The sequence below is a fragment of the Taibaiella koreensis genome (genome assembly GCF_003545715.1).
GTDB lineage: Bacteria > Bacteroidota > Bacteroidia > Chitinophagales > Chitinophagaceae > Taibaiella > Taibaiella koreensis.
The window spans coordinates 70,171-87,057 of the sequence record NZ_QVNU01000004.1 but is presented as its reverse complement, the minus strand read 5'-3'; the positions used below and the strand labels follow the sequence as shown (position 1 = coordinate 87,057).

The following is a 16,887-nucleotide window of genomic DNA, read 5'->3' as shown; positions in this document are numbered from 1 at the left end:
TCGGGGCGCTTATTGTTTTTATTTCTTGTACTTATTATCCTTAAACATATTGGTACCAGCGGCGCTGTCGGAGATCAGCGTTTGCAGCCGTTTCTCCCGGGTGGCTTCCTGACGTGCGCCCATCACCCAGTTTACTGATGCCTTGCGATAAGAAGGCGCCAAGGCCTGAAAATACTTCCAGGCGCTTTTATTGGCCTTAAATTGCTTTTCCAGCCCCGGCAACAGCTGTACTTCCCCGCTTTCATGGGAGTAACCTGATGGTTTCTGTTTGCGGTTATTAAAAACTTCCATCCCGGCGGGCTGCATCAACCCTTGTTCGATCAGCTGCGCGACCTTTTTGATGTTGACGGCGCTCCAGATGCTGCCGGCTTTGCGCGGTGTAAAGCGTATCTGGTAGCTATCGGCATCGATAGTGCTGCGTACACCGTCGATCCAGCCAAAGCACAACGCCTCGTCTACCGATTGCGGCCAGGTAAGGGTGGGCTTGTCGGTATGTACTTTGTAAAAGCCCACCACGATTTCAATAGCGGTTTGGTGATGCCGTTGCAGCCATTTACGAAAGGCAGCCTGGCTGGAAAAAAAGGTAGGGTGCATGGGACCGAAGATAAGCATCGTTGCGCTTTTATAGCCAACGCTTCCAGCTTTAATACATTGATGGGAACATAGCAATTACTCCGGCGTATAGATCAGCTGTACCACACCCGACCGGAAGACATTGGTTTTGATCAATCGCAGTGCTATACGTTCTTTCAGGTCTTCAAATAAGGGCTTTCCACTACCCAGAACGGTAGGGTGCACCGATATCCTGTAGACATCGATCAGGCCCTCCTGGATAAAGGTCTTGATCAGGCTGGCCCCGCCATATAGCCAGATGTCCTTACCGACCTGCTGCTTTAGCTCAGCTACCTTTTCGGCGATGCCGGCACTGATGAAAGTAGCCCGGTCGTCATGCCTGTCCTGGCTGGTAAAAACAATTTTCTGCATGCCGTGTATCGCTTGCCACAGCTGCTGTTCCGCGGGACCGGCATCGGCGCCGGGTTGAAAATTGCCCCAGGCATCGTAGCTTACCCTGCCGTAAAATATCGTATCGATGCCCGACAGGAATCCACCGAAGTCCATATCATCGTCCATGATGCACCAATCGATTTCCCCATTAGGCCCTTCGATAAATCCGTCAAGTGTTACCGCTAAATCCAGGATTACTTTTTTCATAGCATTGTTATTGGACTTCCCATCGCATGATCGCCAATGGGAACTGATTCGATGGGCGAAGATACAAAGAGAGGGCTCTTTGAAGCGCAGTCATAAAATTTTGAACTGTTACCGCCGGAAGAAACAGGATTATACCGCCATACGACCGGCTGACCCATGGCGCATGATCAGTGCCTGGCTGCCGCTGCTTTGATCTGTGCGATATCGATCTTCTTCATCGGCAGGAAAGCCCGTACGATGCGGTCAACCTGCTCTTGATTGCTCTTACGCATCAGGGTTTCCATCTCGGCGGAACTGATCTGCCAGCTCAGGCCATATTTATCCTTAAGCCAGCCGCATTGCTCAGCTTCAGGAAAAGCGGAAAGGAGCTGCCAATAATCATCGATCTCTTTCTGACTATCGCAGGCAACCAGGAAGGAGATCGATTCGTTGAAATCGAAACCATGCTCCCTTGCACTATCCATGACGGCGAACCATTTGCCTGCCAGCTGAAAATCGGCAAACATTACGGAGCCTTCTTTTTCGGGCGCCATACCAGCCGGGTAGTGGCGTAGTACGCCAGGCTTCGAATGCTGGAATACGGACTGGTAAAAATTCATTGCTTCTTCAGCTCTACCAGCCTTGTTACCGGTAAACAACAGGAGGGGAATGATGGGCGGTCGCGGATCGCCGGCCGGATCGGTAAGCATCAGTTGCCAGGACACGCCATAACGGTCTTCTACCCAGCCATAGCGTTTGCTGAAAGGATAAGCGTCGATCGGCATCAGCACTTTGCCGTCTTCCGACAACATATCCCAGGTCCTGTCCAGCGCTTCGCGTGCAGTATCTTCCGCACCGCCAAACAGCAAGGGATCAAAGTTGACGATAAACGAAACAGAAGGATTAAAACGGAACAAAGGACCAGCGCTGATGGCCATAAACTCCTGGTGCCACAGTTCGAAGCTCACGATATCGCAATCGCCCGAAGGGGTATCACGCAGCAGCGTAGTGCTGATTACCTTCGACTGAGGAAACACCGAAGTATAGAATGCGGCGGCGTCCTTGGCTTCTTTATCGAACCATAGGTGGGGGATGATCTTTTGCATGGGGCTGTTTTTTTGAGTAGGAACGAAGAGCGTATTGTAAAGTTAGTCGATCTGCCTTTAGTTCCGGCGGTGCCTGGAACCCCTTGTGAAATTTCTGAAGAAATTAGGAATAAGAAAAGCCAGTGTACCGGTTCCCGGAGCTTAACAAAGAACACGCGCTTTCGGCTTCTAATTTAAAAACAGGATAGTTTTTCACCAAAGCATCATTTAAAGCATAAAAAATGACAGCGCAAAAACGGCAGGGCATATATTAGAGCCGTTCATTTTGAAGAAGGTATAAATACCCGTTTTTAAATACAGGTGAAAATGCGCTTGGTAAACCTGCACTTTGCAACCGACATTTGTGTTACCATCGCAAAGTCGAACGGCGCCATAAACCCTATCCCGGCAAAGGAACCGGTCCGGCCAACGAGGGAGGGAAACCGAAACCCTTAAACAGTAGGATAACCATTTTCTTAAAAAAACCAAGCTATGGGCTTTTATGGAAGTCAGCCGGTAGATCCGGCCAAAACAACTGTCACTTACCTCTGGACAGGCCTCAACACACCAGGCGTATTTATCGTTGAAGTACAGGGTAACGCACCTAATTATTCGTATGGATTCAGCCTCACACGCGATCCTAATTTTGTAGGCGGCCTTAAGGTCGACTCCATGGGCTGGACGGGACCATTAGCAAAGGGTACGACGCCCTATGTGTCGAGAGCATCCTTCCCGGGACAGTTCCAGGCGCAGATCGTTGTCGCAGGCTCCAATGGTGTTTTCCTGATCCCGGTAAAGGAGGTTCCTCATACCCAGGTAGACGCTTATGTGAAGTCGAAGGTACAGGCGCACCCAGTCGCAGTGTAATGATATACGGTTAAGGAAGAAGAGGAAAAGCTGACTTGATGCCAGGGCATTGAGTCAGCTTTTTTTAAGTCACGATCGCCTGATCCCTTATCCGATACGTTTACTTTGCCGCTGTTTCTTTCTTCCGGAACTGCAGTAAGCGCTGAATAAAATCCAGGGGCAGCGGCTGGTCGTTGGGTAGCTGGATAGCCGACTTGCTTACTTTGAAGGCCTTCAGTTCTTTTTCAAATTTCTTCAGCAACGCTTCGCTCCAGGGATTGGAAAGGGAAATATGTTTGGCATAAGCTGAATAATAGATAAGATAGCTTTTGCCAGCCTTAAAGGCCGGTATCTGGTAGCTGATCACTTCTTCGACACCGGGCGCCACCTGGTGCACCAGCCCGCGAATGCGCTGCATTCTTTCCTGTATCGCCTCGGGAAAGGCCTGATGGTATTCGTCGATATTCTTGTAGTCTGTTTTTGCCATGGGAATGCGTTGAGCAGCCATAAATATACGGAATTCAGCCATTTTCCACTTCTTCTACGGTAAAGCAGCGAATACCCGCTATTAAAAAAATGACTGTACACACTATGGCATTTCCTTATCTAATGTGCTACTGCTACCTTCTTATAGAAAGATCGTCCCTGTTTATCGGTTAGCCTTAAATAGTAGATACCGTTCGATACCGAACCTACATTCAGGTTAAGCTCCTTTTCGTGTGTTACCTGTTTATCCCATACTACTTTGCCATCTGATGTATATAAAGAGCAACCGGTCAGTTGGTCTTGCTGTACGGTTATAGTAAGCATACTACTGGCAGGGTTAGGATATATAGCTGCCAGGCCATCTGCCGGTAGTGTATGAATACCTGTAGGCTGTTCCGGTTGGCTAAGGTTGCAAGGCAGGTTTCCCCGGCGAATGATAAGGTACATAGAATCCAGCACCTCATGTGTATTCCTTCTTTTTACCAGAAACCGGCACACCTTTTCATGTTCTTGCTCAATGCTGTAGTCGAGGATAAAGAAATGGCATTGCAGGTAATTGTAGCTATAGGTGCTCGGCGGAATCGTATAGTTATAGTCATCGTACACCCTTTTCCCTTCACGATGAAAAGTATGGCAGGTGCCGGTCGTATAATCAGAAGGGTATTGCTGGCAAAACTGATAAAATGCGCTGGAATTGGAACACAGCCATTCCGCTTCCAGATAGAATGCTTCTCCATGCGTAGCGGAAAGATTATAAATATTGAAGAAGGCCGTGATGCTGGTGCTGCCAACACCAGAATTATCATTGGCGTCGACAATAACCCTCATGGTATCTATGGATACAAAATTGCCTTGTTGGTATGCCTTGATATCCACCTGGGCAAATGCCGGTAATGCGCTACCGAGCAACAGGGTCAGAATTACTTTCCATACATATCTTTTCATAGCCGCTATTTTTAAATATGCAACGCAAATAAAAGTTTGGTTTATATAAAATAAAGGAGAAGAACCTTTATCACATAGACGGGCTAAAAATATTTATGGTTTGCTGATCGCCGGGATTTTCGGCTCATGGGTGAATAGTCCGCTTCCGTGCAGCGCAAGAGCATAGTTAACACAGATGGGTAGGGGAGAAAAGGACGGAGGCGTCCTATTTAGCGCTCATCTTTTGGGTAACGATTTGAGGTCGTGATCTGCAGGTCTATAAACATTGGGTTTGCTTAGGTATAAGCCGTATGCGCAAGGCAAAAGGAAGATCCGGCTGATATGCTTCTTTCTCATTCCTACGCTAGCTTATAAATAAATTCTTCTACCTCTGTTTGTCTTGCGTTGGCAAAGCCTTTATCATTACCGGTTTTTATAAAGCCACATTTTTCGAGCACTTTTTGGGAACCGAAATTGTCAAATGCAACCCGTCCGAAAATAGGTCTCATCGTTTCAAGGATCAGGAAGCTTTTGAGCGCCGTTGTCGCAATGCCTTTTCCCCAGTGATTTCTATCGATCCAATACGTAATTTCCGTATCTCCTCTCGTTTCAAATTTGGCGATGCTGCCTGCTATCGATTCGCCGATCCAAATGGTCTGCATATTTATTGTCGGATCTTGCAGGCATTTTGTATATTTTTCAAGGTAGGCCTCTTTATCGGTAGGATCCTTTGCTGTAAAGGCGGCCAGGTAGTTAGCCTCTTTGTCCAATTGAAAGAGGAACAAAGCCGCTAAGTCAGCATGTTCGGTTGGTCTGAGAACTGGTTGCGTGTTTGGTGCCATGATTATCCGTTTATAAAGGTTTTTATATTGGCGGAGCCCATAACGGGATGCTGCTGTTGTAAAGGGATTCAGAATTGAAAATTAAGTATAATGTTCCTATTTGTTTCTTTTGGGGAGGGGACAAGACAGAGAACATCGGGCAATAGCGGTTTGATGGGCGGAATAGGACGGCATAACGTTTTGTTTTTTACCAAATGGTAATTGTGGCGCCTCTATTCTTTAGTTCCTTTGTTACCGGTAATCCATTCACGTTAAAACATTACAATCATGAGCAGGAAAAGAGTATTACTGACTGGCGTCACCGGCTTTTTAGGTTCGCACACCGCTATTCAGCTTTTGAATAAAGGCTATGAAGTCATCGGTACCTTACGCAGCAGCGACAGGATAAAGGCTATACGGGAAGTTATCGCAAAGCACACGGCAAATAGCCACAACCTGATCTTTGCAGAAGCCGACCTGAGCGATGCCGCTATCTGGCGGGAGCTCACCAAAGACATTGATTATGTACAGCACATTGCGTCGCCGTTTCCCAGGACATTACCCCGGCACGAGGACGACCTTATTGTTCCTGCGCGACAGGGAACGCTCAACGTACTCAAAGCCGCGGCGGCCAATAAGGTAAAACGGGTGGTGATGGTCTCTTCAGTCGCCGCTGTGGCCTACGGAAAGCCGAAGAACGAACGGAATAAGATGTTCGATGAAAAGGACTGGACAGATGAGAAGAACAAAAAGGATACTACGCCCTATTTGAGAAGCAAGGCCATTGCCGAAAAGGCTGCCTGGGCATTTATGCGGCAAAACAATACCCAGCTTGAATTGACCACTGTATTACCTGGCGCTATTTTAGGTACCGTTCTGGAAGAAGATTTTGGTACTTCGGCTAATATTGTGATCAAAATTTTAGATGGCAGTTCGCCTGCGCTGCCCAAGATCGGGTTTGATATTGTAGACGTCCGTTCGGTCTCCGATCTGCTGATCAGGGCAATGGAGATACCGCAAGCCGCCGGTAACAGGTACATTGCCTCATCGGGCTATCTCACGTTTAAGGAAATAGCGCTCCTGTTAAAACAACATTATCCCAACAGGAAGATCCCGACTGTGCAACTCCCTAACTTTGCCGTAAGGCTATTCGCCAACTTCGACCACGCCTTAAAGCCTGTCCTTATTGAGCTGGACACGAAAAGGAAGACCGATAGCAGCGAAGCACAAAGACAATTGCAATGGCAGCCTTTGTCGGCACAGGAGGCAGTATTGGCCTGTGCCAAAAGCATTTTTGAGAATGGAATCATAACATAAAATGGAAAAACTGATAGCGGCATTGGGTTTTGGCGGTATCCTCTCTGAGGCCAACATGGCGCAAGTCGCTGACCAGTTCCGTCTCCGGAAGCTCAAAGCAAACGAGCACTTCCAGGCCTTTCACACAGTCGCAAAGGAGATTGCCTTTGTGGAAAGCGGCCTGTTGCGGGTGTATGCAGCCGACCTTCATGGAAATGAAGTAACCAAATATTTCATCAGGGAAAAACAGTTTTTCGTAGATCTCGAAAGCTATTATACCGCACAGCCCGCTACAGATGCTTTCCAGGCAGTGGTGCCTTCGGAGCTGTATACCATACACAAAGCGACTATTGAAAAACTAAGCGCCCAAATACCTAACCTGTATATTTTTATTAAGACCCTAAGTGAAGCCGCCCTGCTGAACAAGATCAAGGATAACGACTTTTTGAATTTCGGCGATGCTAAAACCAAATATCTCGAATTTGTGAAACGCTATCCGGACCTGGCACAACAGGCGCCGCAACAATATATCGCATCTTATCTCAAAATCACCCCGCAGTCGCTGAGCCGGATAAGGAAAGAGCTCGTAAAAAAACGAGACCAATAACATATCGTTTTGTCCTGTAATAGCCCTTAAACATATAGATATTGGGGCTGACTTTAACGGCGCTTTAAATCCGGAAAGCCCGGCTACCTTTTGAGGCAGCCGGGCTTTGTGCAAGACATTGGGATGAAAGATTACTTTTTCAACGGTCCGAGGTGCTTATAGGTATTGATGAGCAAACCCGTAGGCGTAGTCTTGGAGTCTACAAAAGCAAGCTCCCGGGCGTCGATGCTATCCGTCAATAAGCGTTTGCCGCGGCCGAGCAATACGGGGTAGGTGATGAGCACTACTTCGTCGGCTAGTCCCTGCTCCAGCAGCACAGCGGTCAGTGTCGAGCTTCCCACCACGATCAGGTCGGGCCCTTCTGTCGACTTGAGGTTGCGGATCGCTGCTACTATGTCTCCGTCCAAATGCTGTACGGGTCCCCATGCCAGGCTGTCGGGCCTATGGGTCACAATATATTTTGTTGCGGCATTTATGGCATTGGCCATTGGGAAATCGCCGGCAGTAGGCCAGAAAGCACTAAAAATATCATAAGTATGGCGGGCAAGCAGCAGGTCAAAGCCAGGTCCGTATGCCTCAAAGAGCGTTGCCGCTCCGGCGGGGCTTCGATAAGGTGTTGTCCATGCGCCGTAGGTATAATCCCCGTCATGCTCTATCACGCCATCGAGGGAGATGTGTTCGAAAATCCTGATCTTTCTCATTTGCTTTTGTTTGTTTGATTATGAGCCAAAATTACGGAGGACAAGCTGTACCGATAACGTGCCATCGCGACAATATAAGGGTGTTTTTTGCCATTTGCGCCGATCCATCGGGTACGCGTGATATTCAGGCAGCAGATCTGCTCCTTTGTGTATAGGGTAGCCGAGCCTTCGCTCCGGGGAGAACCGGATCTATATTGCTACAGCAATGATATCACGGCCCAAAGACCGCCCAGTGAGATCAACAGCCATAGCACAACGCCCTGCAAGATAGGCCTAAGGCCGACGCTGCCCCATACCTTGCGGGATAATCCCGAACCGATCAGGAAAAGGGTTAAAGTCAGGCCTGCCTTGGAGAGCCCCACGATACGCGGCCCTATCGTCTGCATAAAGGGAAGATAGGTATTGAGGACAATGGCCAGCACAAAAAGCCCGATAAAATACGGTATCCTGAGCCGGGCCTCCTTCGTCTTGAACACGAGGGCACTGGCAAAGGCTATAGGAATGATCCAGAGCGCTCTCATGAGCTTTACCGTGGTTGCGATCTGTAAGGCTTCGGCGCCGAATTTACCGACCGCTCCTACCACCGAGCTGGTGTCTTGTATCGCAATCGCACTCCAGATGCCAAATTGAGCCTGTGAGAGGCCAAGCCAATGTCCGATCGCCGGGAACAGGAACAAGGCCAGGGAGTTCAATATGAATATAGTGCCCAGCGCAACGCTGATCTGTTTTTCTTCAGCCCCGATCACCGGGGAAATGGCTGCTATAGCGCTGCCTCCACATATGGCCGTACCTGCCGAGATAAGGAAAGAGGTCTTGCGATGGATCTTCAACAGCTTTCCAAAGAGGTAGCCGAGCAACAGCGTGCCGAAAATGGAGATCACGGTAAAGAGAAATCCTTCCTTTCCTACCCGTAGCGCAGTGTGAAGGTCCATACCAAATCCCAGTCCTACTACAGCGCATTGCAGCAGAATCCGGGTTGCCTTATGGTTGCTATGCGGGTAGGGATGGTCCATCAGCTGTGCCACGAGTATGCCCAGCAGCAAGGCGAGCGGGGGCGAGACGACTGGGAACAGGCAAAGGGCGGCTATGGACAGGAACAGGATCTTCCTAAAAGAAAACTTCCTGTCCGGGAAATGTTGGGCCTTGCCGGCCCATGGCAGCTTATGGTTCATTTTTTATAGTGCTGTTTCCCTGCAAAGATGAACCCTGTACCGGCGCCGGGGAAATCACTATCCATCATCCGCGATAACCTCCGGTTATCAGGATTGTATATGCCGGAAAAATAGCTCCCGGAGCCGGTTGACATCACCGTGCGGCGTGACCAGAAAAAAGCTGCGGTCTATATCGATCCCTTTTATGTCTATGATCTGCAACTCATTTTCCCGCAGCTCTCTAAGAATGGCATGTATGGACAGAAACGCAAAGGCATCGGAGTGTACGAGGTAAGACTTGATACTTTCTGTGCTTTGCAGCTCGAGCGCTATCGTCAGCGCCGAAGGATTGATCCCGTTTTTCCTTAAGGCCCTAAAGACAACATCGAGCGATCCGGAACCAGCTTCGCGCATGACGAAGGGCAGGGATTTCAGCTCTTCCGGCCTGATCACCGGCTTCTTTACAAAGGGATTTCCGGTCCTGCAGCACAATACCAGCTCATCTTTGGCGATACTTGTATAGGTAATGTGCTGTCGCCTGGATTCGCCTTCCACAATACCCATATCGATCTTGCCCTCGCCCAGCAGGTGCTCAACGGTCTCCGTATTGTTTACAGTCAATGTCACCTTCACTTCCGGGAACTTCTTCTTAAAAGACGCCAGGTACCGGGGAAGGTAATATTGCGCCACAGTCGTGCTGGCGCCGATCCGTAGCATACCCCCCACATCGTCGGACAATGCCGCCATTTCCAGGTCGATATCATCATAGATCCGGGACAGCCTTTCTACATGATCCGACAGCAGCCTGCCCGCCGGAGTAAGCCCGATGCGGGTACCATTACGGTCAAATAATCTCACTTTATAATGCGACTCGATCTCATGGATATGCTTGCTCACGGCGGGTTGGGAAATAAACAGCTCTTCGGCCGCCCGGGTAAAGCTGAGCCGCTGCGCCGCTACTTTAAATACCTTCAATCTGAAATCGAACATGATCCTGCTTCTATAATTTTCAGCTAATGTAGCCATTTAAAACCTGGTGCAGGCTACTTGCCGGAAACCGGTACTGCTCGGGGATTGGGGTCTGTTGCCTATTGCGGGCCGGAAGGAACAGCAGCAGGGGATATCCTGTTGCTGTCCTGCCTCAATTTCAGGGTTTTCATGGAATACAGCGGTTGCTCATTACCGCTAATTTTGTAGGTAACCAAACTAGGAACGATGAAAAAGAAACACCTCAGTACCCGGCTTAGCCTCAACAAAAAGACGATCACCACACTCAGTCCCGGCCAGTCGCTGCAGGCCATGGGTGGGAACGACAGCCGTCTTAACCCTTCAGTATGTCCCTGTATCCCGCCTACCGAGCCGGTGGGCTGTAGCAACGGCTGTCCTTCGATCGCTATCGATTGGTTGTCCAACTGCTGCGCGACGCATGTCTGCATTCCGGCGACGGAGCCGCAAGGCTGCAGTAATGGCTGCCCGGTTACAGCCTGATGGTATTAAAGCAAGAGCAGAAGCTGTTCCAAACTGATGTCTCAAGCCTGTTTACATGTCGACTGCGGTCCATGTGACGGGCTTGAGGCCTTTTGGGACGGCTTTTTTGCTTTACCTTTATCGGGAAAATATGTCCCAAAAGGATAGCAACATCCAGACGTTCCCATGGCCCGGCATAAGGGTATTCAGTAAGCAGGCAGGGCTATGGTAAATAAACGATATAATGACGGAGCTGACACTTATGATCCTGCTCGAACGGCCGCCTGCAGGCGTTGATTTTGGCTTGCAAAAAGGTTCGGGTAGCACCTACGAAACGGTTCAGAAGCAACGGTCCGAAGGGACTGACCTGCATTTCCGCTGTACGGTAAACATCAAGGGCAGCCCGGATAAAGATCCCGTACCCGATTATGCCGGCCCCTTTGTCCAGGGACCGAAAGGCGCAAGGTTTCTGTATATCGATATCGGCACCTATGCCGGGCAGACGGGTACGGAGTGGTCCCGGCGGCTGAAGATCCCCCTTACAGGTATCGGCTGGGAGCAGATCGCCGGCAAAGGGGCAATGGTAGAGACCCGTGTACCAGGAACGGGTAAGGATGGTGGCCCCAACTGCGCTACGGTAAAGCCTTTCCCGGGTTGGCGTTCCGGCGTCGCGGACAGCATCTGATCTTCCGGTTCATTATGAAAAAGATACCCACACGTCGTCTCAGTCCGGAGCAGCAGGAATCTGCCTTCGCGGAGCAGTTCCTCATCCGGGACATTCCGTCCCTGCTGAAGGGCGCCGATTTGGTGCAGGAGCTGCACCGGCACGACTTTTACTACCTGCTGGCGCTGCAGCAGGGCTCAGGTGAGCACAGTATTGACTTCAATACCTATCCCGTATCCGATCATTCTCTATTCATTATGCGCCCCGGCCAGGTGCATCGCCTGCGATTGCAGGCCGGCAGCACCGGTTATCTGGTACAGTTTGGAACGGGTTTTACTGCCGGTCGCGACAACGTGTGGCAGCAGGCTTTGCAGCATGCCTGCCGTTACCCATACTATAATGCGGGCAGGGAGCGTATGACACAGCTGCTGCATTTGCTCGATGCATTGGCGGCAGAGATAGGAGCGAAGCAAGAGCCTTATAAAGATGCCGTTGCGGCTTATGTTTATCTGTTCCTGGTAAGTGTACAACGGCTACAAGAGAGGCCGCCACATGCCACCGGCCTGTACCGGCAGGAGCAACTGGATGCTTTCCGCACCTTGCTGGAAGCCCATAGCCATGAGCAGAAGCTGGTGGCTTATTATGCGCAACAGCTGCATCTTTCGCCGTATCAGCTGAACGCCATTACCAAAGCATTGCTTAATAAAACCTGCTCAGAGATGATCGCCGATCAGGTACTACTGGAGGCACGTCGCTACCTGCTGGGTACGAAGAGCCAGGTGAAAGAAATCGCCGCCAGACTGGGCTTTGATGATGTTGCTTATTTCATCCGCTTTTTCAGGAAACATACGGGTATCTCGCCGGGAGCATTCCGGGACAAAAACCCGGGATAACTCCTGCAGAACCGTGCAATTGTCCTACCGGCCAGAAACGGCAGGCTTTAATTTTGCTAAAAAAAGATAGTATATGGCCACTACACGGCAACAACAAGACAGGAACAAATGGGACGAGCGTTACCGACAGCAGGATTTTGCTTACGGTAAAGCCCCCAACCATTTCTTTGCCTCCTGCTTAGAACAGCTGGCACCCGGATCGATACTGATGCCAGCCGATGGCGAAGGGCGTAACGGCGTCTATGCCGCTACCCGGGGTTGGAAGGTCCACTCGTTTGACCTGAGCAGCGAGGGACAAGCAAAAGCGCTGCAGCTCGCAGCGGAGAAAGGGGTGAGCATCGCTTACCAGGTAAGCGATGGGACCGACTTGGGTTGGGATGAAGCCTCCTTCGACGCCATAGGAGCAATCTATGCGCATGTGGCGCCGGAACAGATACCGGCTTTTTACCGGAGGCTGGACCGTTATCTCAAGCCGGGCGGAACGTTCATTTTCGAGGCCTTTGGTAAGGCGCACCTGCAATGGAAAGCGCTTGATCCCAGGGTAGGCGGCCCCGACGATATTGAGATGCTTTTTTCCGAAGACGATATGCAGACCCTCTTCAACCGGTATGAGATCATTCATTGTCGGGAAGAGGTGGTCCTGCTTGAAGAAGGCCTTTATCACAGGGGAAAGGGCTCTGTGCTCCGGTTTGCCGCCAGGAAGCCGCTGTAAGCGGGCAGACAGGGTAGCGTATGTTCATTATTCACTTCAATTAAACGTATCATTTCAATGAAGATCATTATTATTGGCGCCTCGGGCGTTATCGGCAGGCAGGTAACTGCTGCCCTGGAAAAGGAGCATGAAGTCATCAGGGTAGGCTCAAAAAGCGGTGATATCCTGGCCGACATCGGGATGCCGGACAGCATCCGGCGTATGTACGAGCAGGCAGGGAACTTCGATGCCTTGATCTGCGCGAGTGGCAACGCGCATTTCGGGCCGCTTAAGGAAATGACTGATAAGGAATTCAGGATCGGTATCGAAAGCAAGCTCATGGGTCAGGTGAACCTGGTACTGATGGGTCAGCATTACATTAATCACAAGGGCTCCTTCACCCTCACCTCCGGCATTCTCAGCGAGCAGCCGATCCTGTTGGGGGCCAACCCAGCCACCACTAACGGCGCCATTGAATCGTTTGTGCGCTCAGCTGCCGTAGAATTGGAGAACGGTGTACGTATCAATGCGGTGAGCCCCAACGTAGTCGAAGATTCACCACAATATTTTCCCTATTTCCCTGGCCAGATCCCCGTGACTATGAAACAGGTAGTTTATGGTTACCTGAGGAGCGTCCTGGGCGCCGGTACCGGCCAGGTGATCAAAGTGTATTAGGCCTTGATGCTGCATATAAAGGAAGAGGCCACCTCCTGTATTTGCTTCATGCAAACACAGGAGGTAGCCTCTTAAAATAGAACAATAAGCGCTAGGATTGCTTGCCGGGAAAGCGGTAAACCTTGCCGGACGGATCCACCTTTAGTATTTCCAGCTTACCCTTCTTGTCCCGTACCTGGACAAAATAGGCATCGGCATCATCAAATGTGCTTCCGTAAAGGAACATATCGGTATCATTATCATTATTGTCGTCGAAGAAGAGCACGGGAGCATTGCTACAGTTGGGATACCGCTTGGAAATCTCCTTTTGCGCCGCAGGGGGAATTTCATTAAAAGAAGCAGCGGCGGTCGTTCCGATCAGCTTGCCCTCAATATCATAGTAAGCATCCATAGTGCTGCCGTTGGCATTGGTAAAATGTACACGGTCGTAAAATGTCTCGCGTTTCCAGCCGATACCCGAAGTATTCTGAAAATCGCTTGCGAATTGCTGCTGCGCGTGCTCGCTCACGGCGCCGCCATTGAGCTGAATAAGACCGGCCTTATGATTGGCTTGTTTGCCGGAGCGGGTTTGTCCCCAGGTGAGCTGGGCGAAGCTGCTAAGGGCCAGCAGGATGATCAAACGTTTCATTTGAATAAAGATTAGAGGTTAGCAAATTTAAGGTAACTCAGTCACGATTCACTGGTAAATAATGCTGGCATGAAGTGAGCTGTTTTAACGTTTATCCTATCCAAAACCCGGTGTCGGGCAATGGATAGACTATTTGCAGGGCGGAACGTTTACCGGGAAACGACGATTGACAATTCATTTACATAATGATGGATGCTATGCCCTTGCAGCTAACAGCCGGGCATGCTGCGCGCGTTGGCAATGCGTTTCGTCAAAAGAGAGGTGGCGCTCGCGTTTTTATTTTTCCTGGCCGGATAGGGGCGGATGTTTTTCCTGCGCCAGGATATCGGCTACCTGTGCGGGCGCATGTTCGTTGGCCCAGGCTTCCAGGCCGACCAGGGCTGTGCCCAGGGCCTTACCTTTTTCAGATAAGCGGTAATAGACCTCGGGCGGAAAGTGGTGTCTTTCTTCACGCAGGATAAGACCATCGTCCTCCATTTGCCGGAGCTGCTCCAGCAATACCTTTTTCGACACTTTCGGGATCACACGCCACAGCTCGTTGGACCGGATGTCTGCATTATGAAAAAGATGGAACAGCACCACGGGCTTCCATTTTCCTGTGAGGGCCTTTAGCGCCACGTTAAGGCCGCAATATCTGAATTGTTGTTCCGTCATAAGGTTACCGATGGGTGACCGGGTTACCTGCAGGTGACCTTCTTGGCAGATCCGGCAGCGAGTAGCAATTTTGTGTAAAATTAAGCACAATGACGGTACAATTGCTTCGCAATGCCACCCAATGGCTTACCCTTGGTGGCAAGCATATCTTGATCGACCCTATGCTCGCGCCAAAAGGCGCTTATCCGGCATTCCCGGGTACGGGCAACGATACACCCAATCCGACGGCGGCGCTGCCCATCGATGATGCTGCGTTGGATGCCTTGCTACAGCAGACCGATGCCGTGCTGCTGACGCACTTGCACCTTGATCACTGGGACCGGGTGGCACAGGAACGGTTATGTAAGAATATCCCCGTCTTTTGCCAGCCCGGCGATGCCGATGCCATCGGGCAGGTAGGCTTTACCGATGTAAGGACGATCATTGACCGGCTGGACTGGGATGGAATAACCTTTTACCGTACGGGTGGCCGGCACGGAACGGGTGATATCGGAATCCGCATGGGTACCGTATCGGGCTATGTACTGGAGGGAGAAAGCCAGCGTATCTATATCGCAGGCGATACCATCTGGTGCGACGAAGTAAAGCTGGCGCTGGACCGTTACCAGCCGGCTATGGTAGTGGTGAATGGTGGCGGCGCGCGGTTTGATACAGGCGATCCTATTGTGATGGATACAAAAGACATCCTGGCGCTGTGCGACTATGCGCCGGCGGTAAAGGTATATGTGGTGCACCTGGAATCGGTGAACCATAGCCGGGAAGACCGGGCTGCCCTGAGGGCAGCACTGGAAAAAGCCGGGCTGGGAGCACGTTGTGGGGTGCCGGACGATGGCGAAGTGTTTATCCGTTAGGCTTATCACATGGTGTGACGTGTAAAACCTGACAAGGCCGGCGGGTTACGGACGCTTTCATCCTTTGTGAGCTTGTGCATTACTTAGCGCCCTTCGCGGTTTAAATAACCGAATTCCCAATGGGAAAAGTTTCAGTTTTCAGTGAAATAAGCCGCCCCCCGCATTCCTTCCTGTTACGGAAGCAATGCGGGTGCTGTTTCCATCCATTTGCGGATGAGCGCCGTCCTTTCCCGCAGAAACCTGGGGCCAAAGAAAAAGTTGGACCAATCATCGTAGCTGTCGTACTGAAAGCCGAGATAAAACGTCCAGAAGGCAAAACCGAGTGCGGGTATCGCTTGTATTTCCGCATCGGACAGCGGTTTTACCCGGCGATAGGCGGCTATGAATATAGCTAAAGCCTCCTGCGCCTCCGGTATCGTGAGCCGGCCGGCTGTCACTTCAAGGAAAAAGTGATTGAAGAAAGTGGCGATATCGTTGGCCAGCAAACCCTTTCCCGCAAAATCAAAATCAAAAAAAGTGATCGCACCTGCTGCGGTGAAATGAAAGTTCTTGGGCAGGAAATCGTAATGGCAATAGCCTTTGCTGAACGCTTCTGTGTTCATATCCGAGAGCTGCTGGTATACTTCGTCACCTGCCTGGTGCAGGTAGGCATAAGCACTTTCCAAACCTTTAAAGGCCGGTTCGATGCGTTGCAAGGGTTCGGCTATGGTGGTATCGGGCGTATAGGCGCTGCGGTGATGATCCAGTTCAATGCGCTCGCTTATCTGGTGTATCCGCGCCATTTCACGACCTACAGTTTCCAATTGCGTTTTGTCCATAGCCATGACCACTTCTCCCGGAGCCCAGGTAAATAGCACGCCGTAGCGGATGCCTTCGGCGGCCTGGAATGCTTGCAGGTAATGGCCTGCGCGGTCGGCAACAGGTTGTGCGACCCTTGCCCCGCCCGCAGCCAGGGCATTCAGCAATTGTACTTCCCCTCGTATTTCATCGGGCTTCCGGTGAGCGTCGCGATAGATCTTAAACAGGTATTGCGCCGCTTCGTTTCCAAAAACATAGGCATCGCTTACATTACGGATGAGCAGGCGGCAATGGGTATCCTTAAGGCCAAAAGCCTCTTGTAGCCGCAGGTTCAGCGCGCCGGAGGCCAGTGTGGAATATTGTGTCGGAAAAATATCCATGATCCGCAAAGCTATTTTATTTTGGCCTGGCCGGTAGCGCTTTCTTCAACGGCAACTACCGGCTGTGCTTTTAATTTG

21 protein-coding genes are annotated in these 16,887 nt (G+C 50.6%); 9 read left to right on the top strand and 12 right to left on the bottom strand.

Annotation, left to right across the window (positions count from 1 at the left end; genetic code table 11):
* Nucleotides 1-18: 18 nt before the first annotated feature.
* The 3 genes from DZK30_RS13990 to DZK30_RS13980 all read right to left on the bottom strand — a co-directional run bounded on the left by DZK30_RS13990 (nt 19) and on the right by DZK30_RS13980 (nt 2,297).
* Nucleotides 19-594, bottom strand: coding sequence for a YdeI/OmpD-associated family protein (locus DZK30_RS13990; RefSeq protein WP_118975231.1), 576 nt, complete (start codon nt 592-594; stop codon nt 19-21).
* 75 nt (nt 595-669) lie between these two features.
* Nucleotides 670-1,212, bottom strand: coding sequence for a dihydrofolate reductase family protein (locus DZK30_RS13985; RefSeq protein WP_118974776.1), 543 nt, complete (start codon nt 1,210-1,212; stop codon nt 670-672).
* A 167-nt stretch (nt 1,213-1,379) separates the two neighbouring features.
* Complete coding sequence (locus tag DZK30_RS13980) at nt 1,380-2,297, bottom strand: VOC family protein (protein WP_118974775.1); 918 nt, start codon at nt 2,295-2,297, stop codon at nt 1,380-1,382.
* A 471-nt stretch (nt 2,298-2,768) separates the two neighbouring features.
* Here DZK30_RS13980 and DZK30_RS13975 point away from each other — a divergent pair, with 471 nt between their 5' ends.
* Nucleotides 2,769-3,143, top strand: a complete 375-nt coding sequence (locus tag DZK30_RS13975) for a hypothetical protein (protein WP_118974774.1) — start codon at nt 2,769-2,771, stop codon at nt 3,141-3,143.
* 100 nt (nt 3,144-3,243) lie between these two features.
* Here DZK30_RS13975 and DZK30_RS13970 read toward each other — a convergent pair whose 3' ends face one another.
* The 3 genes from DZK30_RS13970 to DZK30_RS13960 all read right to left on the bottom strand — a co-directional run bounded on the left by DZK30_RS13970 (nt 3,244) and on the right by DZK30_RS13960 (nt 5,374).
* Nucleotides 3,244-3,630 (bottom strand): iron chaperone, encoded by a 387-nt coding sequence (locus DZK30_RS13970; protein WP_205529448.1) that lies wholly within the window; start codon nt 3,628-3,630, stop codon nt 3,244-3,246.
* A 98-nt stretch (nt 3,631-3,728) separates the two neighbouring features.
* Entirely contained in the window at nt 3,729-4,553 is an 825-nt protein-coding gene (locus DZK30_RS13965; protein WP_118974773.1) for a T9SS type A sorting domain-containing protein, read from the bottom strand.
* 338 nt (nt 4,554-4,891) lie between these two features.
* Nucleotides 4,892-5,374, bottom strand: a complete 483-nt coding sequence (locus DZK30_RS13960) for a GNAT family N-acetyltransferase (protein ID WP_118974772.1) — start codon at nt 5,372-5,374, stop codon at nt 4,892-4,894.
* A gap of 267 nt (nt 5,375-5,641) precedes the next feature.
* Between DZK30_RS13960 and DZK30_RS13955 the strand changes: the two genes are divergently transcribed.
* The gene (locus DZK30_RS13955; RefSeq protein ID WP_118974771.1) at nt 5,642-6,670 is read left to right on the top strand and encodes an NAD-dependent epimerase/dehydratase family protein; all 1,029 of its coding nucleotides are present in this window, start codon (nt 5,642-5,644) and stop codon (nt 6,668-6,670) included.
* A gap of 1 nt (nt 6,671) precedes the next feature.
* The gene (locus DZK30_RS13950) at nt 6,672-7,256 is read left to right on the top strand and encodes a Crp/Fnr family transcriptional regulator (protein ID WP_118974770.1); all 585 of its coding nucleotides are present in this window, start codon (nt 6,672-6,674) and stop codon (nt 7,254-7,256) included.
* A 131-nt stretch (nt 7,257-7,387) separates the two neighbouring features.
* On the opposite strand, the gene DZK30_RS13945 is transcribed toward DZK30_RS13950, so the two are convergent.
* The 3 genes from DZK30_RS13945 to DZK30_RS13935 all read right to left on the bottom strand — a co-directional run bounded on the left by DZK30_RS13945 (nt 7,388) and on the right by DZK30_RS13935 (nt 10,098).
* Entirely contained in the window at nt 7,388-7,957 is a 570-nt protein-coding gene (locus DZK30_RS13945) for a dihydrofolate reductase family protein (RefSeq protein ID WP_118974769.1), read from the bottom strand.
* A 197-nt stretch (nt 7,958-8,154) separates the two neighbouring features.
* Nucleotides 8,155-9,129, bottom strand: coding sequence for a YeiH family protein (locus tag DZK30_RS13940; RefSeq protein ID WP_118974768.1), 975 nt, complete (start codon nt 9,127-9,129; stop codon nt 8,155-8,157).
* Between the two features lie 87 nt (nt 9,130-9,216).
* Nucleotides 9,217-10,098 carry a LysR substrate-binding domain-containing protein gene (locus DZK30_RS13935; protein WP_118974767.1) on the bottom strand — a complete coding sequence of 294 codons (882 nt, stop codon included), beginning with the start codon at nt 10,096-10,098 and terminating at the stop codon, nt 9,217-9,219.
* Nucleotides 10,099-10,323: 225 nt separating this feature from the next.
* On the opposite strand from DZK30_RS13935, the gene DZK30_RS13930 reads away from it, so the two are divergent.
* From DZK30_RS13930 to DZK30_RS13910, 5 genes are all read left to right on the top strand, one after another.
* A complete protein-coding gene (locus DZK30_RS13930; protein WP_118974766.1) occupies nt 10,324-10,596 on the top strand; it encodes a class I lanthipeptide in 273 nt (90 codons plus the stop codon).
* A 223-nt stretch (nt 10,597-10,819) separates the two neighbouring features.
* Entirely contained in the window at nt 10,820-11,260 is a 441-nt protein-coding gene (locus DZK30_RS13925; protein ID WP_205529447.1) for a DUF5990 family protein, read from the top strand.
* Between the two features lie 14 nt (nt 11,261-11,274).
* Nucleotides 11,275-12,132 (top strand): helix-turn-helix domain-containing protein, encoded by an 858-nt coding sequence (locus tag DZK30_RS13920; RefSeq protein ID WP_118974764.1) that lies wholly within the window; start codon nt 11,275-11,277, stop codon nt 12,130-12,132.
* Nucleotides 12,133-12,205: 73 nt separating this feature from the next.
* Nucleotides 12,206-12,844, top strand: a complete 639-nt coding sequence (locus DZK30_RS13915) for an SAM-dependent methyltransferase (RefSeq protein WP_118974763.1) — start codon at nt 12,206-12,208, stop codon at nt 12,842-12,844.
* Between the two features lie 57 nt (nt 12,845-12,901).
* The gene (locus DZK30_RS13910) at nt 12,902-13,498 is read left to right on the top strand and encodes a short chain dehydrogenase (RefSeq protein ID WP_118974762.1); all 597 of its coding nucleotides are present in this window, start codon (nt 12,902-12,904) and stop codon (nt 13,496-13,498) included.
* 91 nt (nt 13,499-13,589) lie between these two features.
* On the opposite strand, the gene DZK30_RS13905 is transcribed toward DZK30_RS13910, so the two are convergent.
* Entirely contained in the window at nt 13,590-14,126 is a 537-nt protein-coding gene (locus DZK30_RS13905) for a hypothetical protein (RefSeq protein WP_118974761.1), read from the bottom strand.
* A gap of 276 nt (nt 14,127-14,402) precedes the next feature.
* Nucleotides 14,403-14,780: a winged helix-turn-helix transcriptional regulator gene (locus tag DZK30_RS13900; protein WP_118975229.1), complete on the bottom strand. Its 378-nt coding sequence runs from the start codon at nt 14,778-14,780 to the stop codon at nt 14,403-14,405.
* Between the two features lie 89 nt (nt 14,781-14,869).
* On the opposite strand from DZK30_RS13900, the gene DZK30_RS13895 reads away from it, so the two are divergent.
* Nucleotides 14,870-15,631, top strand: coding sequence for an MBL fold metallo-hydrolase (locus tag DZK30_RS13895; RefSeq protein WP_118974760.1), 762 nt, complete (start codon nt 14,870-14,872; stop codon nt 15,629-15,631).
* Nucleotides 15,632-15,804: 173 nt separating this feature from the next.
* Here the strand turns inward: DZK30_RS13895 and DZK30_RS13890 are convergent, their stop codons facing one another.
* The gene (locus DZK30_RS13890; protein WP_118974759.1) at nt 15,805-16,809 is read right to left on the bottom strand and encodes a phosphotransferase enzyme family protein; all 1,005 of its coding nucleotides are present in this window, start codon (nt 16,807-16,809) and stop codon (nt 15,805-15,807) included.
* Between the last annotated feature and the right edge of the window lie 78 nt (nt 16,810-16,887).

Excerpts from the sequence above, each read along its gene's own strand:
- DZK30_RS13900 (WP_118975229.1), bottom strand. The coding sequence starts at position 14,780 with ATGACGGAACAACAATTCAGATATTGCGGCCTTAACGTGGCGCTAAAG.
- DZK30_RS13910 (WP_118974762.1), top strand. The coding sequence starts at position 12,902 with ATGAAGATCATTATTATTGGCGCCTCGGGCGTTATCGGCAGGCAGGTA.
- DZK30_RS13890 (WP_118974759.1), bottom strand. The coding sequence starts at position 16,809 with ATGGATATTTTTCCGACACAATATTCCACACTGGCCTCCGGCGCGCTG.
- DZK30_RS13920 (WP_118974764.1), top strand. The coding sequence starts at position 11,275 with ATGAAAAAGATACCCACACGTCGTCTCAGTCCGGAGCAGCAGGAATCT.
- DZK30_RS13955 (WP_118974771.1), top strand. The coding sequence starts at position 5,642 with ATGAGCAGGAAAAGAGTATTACTGACTGGCGTCACCGGCTTTTTAGGT.
- DZK30_RS13895 (WP_118974760.1), top strand. The coding sequence starts at position 14,870 with ATGACGGTACAATTGCTTCGCAATGCCACCCAATGGCTTACCCTTGGT.
- DZK30_RS13990 (WP_118975231.1), bottom strand. The coding sequence starts at position 594 with ATGCACCCTACCTTTTTTTCCAGCCAGGCTGCCTTTCGTAAATGGCTG.
- DZK30_RS13905 (WP_118974761.1), bottom strand. The coding sequence starts at position 14,126 with ATGAAACGTTTGATCATCCTGCTGGCCCTTAGCAGCTTCGCCCAGCTC.
- DZK30_RS13945 (WP_118974769.1), bottom strand. The coding sequence starts at position 7,957 with ATGAGAAAGATCAGGATTTTCGAACACATCTCCCTCGATGGCGTGATA.
- DZK30_RS13915 (WP_118974763.1), top strand. The coding sequence starts at position 12,206 with ATGGCCACTACACGGCAACAACAAGACAGGAACAAATGGGACGAGCGT.
- DZK30_RS13985 (WP_118974776.1), bottom strand. The coding sequence starts at position 1,212 with ATGAAAAAAGTAATCCTGGATTTAGCGGTAACACTTGACGGATTTATC.
- DZK30_RS13975 (WP_118974774.1), top strand. The coding sequence starts at position 2,769 with ATGGGCTTTTATGGAAGTCAGCCGGTAGATCCGGCCAAAACAACTGTC.
- DZK30_RS13965 (WP_118974773.1), bottom strand. The coding sequence starts at position 4,553 with ATGAAAAGATATGTATGGAAAGTAATTCTGACCCTGTTGCTCGGTAGC.
- DZK30_RS13980 (WP_118974775.1), bottom strand. The coding sequence starts at position 2,297 with ATGCAAAAGATCATCCCCCACCTATGGTTCGATAAAGAAGCCAAGGAC.
- DZK30_RS13935 (WP_118974767.1), bottom strand. The coding sequence starts at position 10,098 with ATGTTCGATTTCAGATTGAAGGTATTTAAAGTAGCGGCGCAGCGGCTC.
- DZK30_RS13925 (WP_205529447.1), top strand. The coding sequence starts at position 10,820 with ATGACGGAGCTGACACTTATGATCCTGCTCGAACGGCCGCCTGCAGGC.
- DZK30_RS13950 (WP_118974770.1), top strand. The coding sequence starts at position 6,672 with ATGGAAAAACTGATAGCGGCATTGGGTTTTGGCGGTATCCTCTCTGAG.
- DZK30_RS13970 (WP_205529448.1), bottom strand. The coding sequence starts at position 3,630 with ATGGCTGCTCAACGCATTCCCATGGCAAAAACAGACTACAAGAATATC.
- DZK30_RS13930 (WP_118974766.1), top strand. The coding sequence starts at position 10,324 with ATGAAAAAGAAACACCTCAGTACCCGGCTTAGCCTCAACAAAAAGACG.
- DZK30_RS13940 (WP_118974768.1), bottom strand. The coding sequence starts at position 9,129 with ATGAACCATAAGCTGCCATGGGCCGGCAAGGCCCAACATTTCCCGGAC.
- DZK30_RS13960 (WP_118974772.1), bottom strand. The coding sequence starts at position 5,374 with ATGGCACCAAACACGCAACCAGTTCTCAGACCAACCGAACATGCTGAC.